This is a genomic window from Paenibacillus koleovorans NBRC 103111 (genome assembly GCF_004000845.1).
Taxonomy (GTDB): domain Bacteria; phylum Bacillota; class Bacilli; order Paenibacillales; family NBRC-103111; genus Paenibacillus_AA; species Paenibacillus_AA koleovorans.
This window is the reverse complement of the sequence record NZ_BIMA01000219.1, coordinates 1-3,066: the sequence shown is the minus strand read 5'-3', so window position 1 is coordinate 3,066 and position 3,066 is coordinate 1. Positions and strand designations below refer to the sequence as shown.

Here is a 3,066-nt window from a genome sequence, read left to right as displayed (position 1 = left end):
CCGATGACGTCGAGCGCCGCGGCGGCGAGCAGCTGCTGCGGCGTTGGCGGAGCAGCAGCGGGTGCGGGTGCGCCGCCGCCGGTGGCGGCGCTTGAGGCGCTGCCCGGGTGCGTGGCGCCGCTGCCGGGCAGCGCGTAGTACACCGCCGTCCGCGCCTCACCCGCGCTGCGGACGGTGGACGGCCCTTGGGCGGCGGCGGTTGCCTCGGCGGATGCAGGGGCATCCGCTGAGGCGTGGGCGCCGCCCGCGCCTGTGTGCGCCTGCGCGTCGGCGCCAGGCGCTGCGGGGTCCGCCGACGCCGCATCGCGCGCGTTCGGCGTCGGCCCCAGCAGCAGCGCCAGCGCCAGCCAGGCGGCCATCCACTTCCAGGCCCGGCCTCTGCGTCCCCGCCGGGCCTCCGCACTTGAGGGCTGTGCAGCAGAATCCGCGGCGGCTCGACGTTCCGCCTCCTGCTGCTGCGCCTGCAGCGCCTGCTGGGCCGCTATCACATCCGGCATCGGCTTCTCCTCATAGGCCAGGTATATTTCCCCGGCCTGGATGAAGCAGTACTTCGCCTTTGCCGTCTCCCCTTGCTCCATATACTCCCGGCCCAGCAAATACCAACCCATTTTATTGTTAGGGTGCTTCTGCACATAATCTTTCAAGTCTTCCTTCTGCTGACCGCGAAGGTCCTTGCTCATGCCGGGCACCCCTCCTGTTTCCGGATGACAGTATATGGATGTTATCGGCTGTGAGCGGGTGGAAATGTAGGGGTTTGCAGCGATATCCGACTTTTGGCCTGGGTAGCCGGCTTCCCCTCGAAATAACGATATTTTTATTGTAAAAAGAAAAGACCGGTTCGCCTGGAACCGGCCTTCATCGTGACGCTAGTTGGTGCTCGTGCTAATCGGTAAAATCAAAATATCCGGTCCCTTGATGGAAGGAATGGAAACCAACTCTTTGTTAATAATCCGGATCGATTTGATCGTGATTTGCCCTTCATTCAGCGGTCCTTCGCCTATTGCCTGGAATGGGAGCCTTACTAGCAAATGATCGCCCATGGCTGTCACATTGCTGGCATCCGGATAATGGGTCACTACATAGACGAGCCGTTTTGACAGTCCACCTGAGTAATTATATCCATCGCCGTATGCATCTTGGCTTATCGCAGGATCAAAAATCGTACCATTCCCCTTCGCCACGCTGTAGTCTACTTGGAAATCATCCGTGTAGTTAAGCTCCAGCTCGATCGCGAAGAAAGCATTTGAAGCTCCTCCGAAATTAGTCATTCGAATTTCCAAGCCGAAGCTGTCGCCGCGCTCGATCTCTGCCAGGTCCTCCGTAGTTTTCAGATAAACCTGATTGAGCAGTAGAGCGGTCGCTTGGGAAATCGCCGATTCTTGCAGAGTGGCATTCCGGTATTTCACGTAGACCGTATTCACCGGTTTTCCATATTGAAGCGGGAATTCGGTTACCTGCTGGGAGTAAGCCACCCACTGAGAACCGAGCTCATTAGGATTTTCCGAGATGCTCATCTCCGTCGTCCCTAACGGCGCATTCAGGGTGAGCGTCACCAAAGCGCTCGCGGTCGCTCCAGCGTTATTATTAATCAGTATGGACGGTACAAATTTGAACTCAGTCGTGCTGATTGTCGTTTCATTGCCCGCCGCATCTTTCAATTTCACCCATACTCGTTTGGAGCCGAACTTATCCTCTAGCATGAAATTTGATTTTTTTAGTGCAAATGCTTCTGGTGTAGAAAAAGTGGTTCCATCGTTCGAGAAGCTCATTGATGCAGCACCGCCAGTGCCCGTCTGTGTCAGAGTCAAGTTGATCGTTCGGGTCGTTATCGTGTTCCCTGCACCGAGTCCGTCCACGCTTACCGTCCCACTTGGCGGCACCGTATCCAGTTCAATGGCCGGTATTGTTATAGAGGCGCTCACATTTCCTACTGCATCCATAGCTTGAGCTGTCAAATTATGCAGCCCTTCCCCGACGATATTGAGTGTCACTGGCTTCCACGATCCGAATGAATTAATGTAGACTTCCCCTACTAGTACATCACCCTCGTACACCTTCACCGTACTTCCGACATCGCCACGCACTTTGATTTGTCTGCTATCCAGAGCGTTCCAGTACGATGGGGCATCCACTTCCGGTACCGACGGCGGGGTAACATCCACAAGAATGGAAGGGAGAACAGCCTCTTGACTCCTGTTGCCGACTTCATCCTCCGCTACCACTTTCAAAATGTAGTTGCCATCCGGAAGCTCCAGGCTGATTTGAACTTTGGTGTCATGTACACCGACTCCGCTGCCGACAAGGGCCTCCCCGTAATAAACTTGGATGATAGCGTCCTTTTCTGCCAGCACCATCAGGGCTTGCGTATCTCCATGCTTCCAGAAGGAAGGCGTTACATCCACAACAGGTTGTTCGGGAGCAACCGTATCCAGCTTCACGATCGGAGCCAACGTTCTCTCGCTTACATTGCCTGCTGCATCTCTGGCCCAGACGGCGAACTCATATTGTTTATCTTGGGTTACAGTAACGGGTACTTCTAGGGAAGCGCCAGTTCCGATTGCAGAACCGACCAGCAACCCATTCTCCAGGTTGTGGATGAGAATCGTGGACCCAGCTTCTGCTGTTACACTCATGACATGTGGCGTCCCTATCTTCCACTTAGTTGACACACTCACGACAGGTGCACTCGGGGCCAGCGTATCCCGCACAACGGTCACTACTTTTGGCTGGCTGGCATTAAGCGCCAGATCCGTCGCTACGACGCGGAACGTGTACGTTTTATCTTGAGTCACATCAATGGGGACCGTGACTGGTGTCCCGGCACCTGCTCCGTACCCTTCATAGATTGGCGTCAACTCAGTACCCATGTATACGGCAAACGTTGCATTCAACTCCGTCGTGACGGTTAGTTGCTGCACACTATTTGCATTCCAGTAAGGCTCCACGGTCACTGTTGGTGCAGGCGGCGCTGCTATATCAAACACTACTACTACTTTGCCTTCCGAGCTGTTCGAAGCAGCATCCGTTACAACAACCTTGTATACGTTGCTACCCTCAATCACACCC

General features: G+C 55.2%; 2 protein-coding genes. Both read right to left on the bottom strand.

The features are described 5' to 3' along the window. A partial coding sequence (locus PKO02S_RS31725; RefSeq protein WP_507763329.1) for a tetratricopeptide repeat protein occupies window positions 1-680 on the bottom strand: 680 nt, incomplete at its 3' end. 186 nt (window positions 681-866) lie between these two features. Continuing rightward, window positions 867-3,066: Ig-like domain-containing protein (locus PKO02S_RS31720; RefSeq protein WP_164821821.1), on the bottom strand; the 2,200-nt coding region annotated here is incomplete at its 5' end.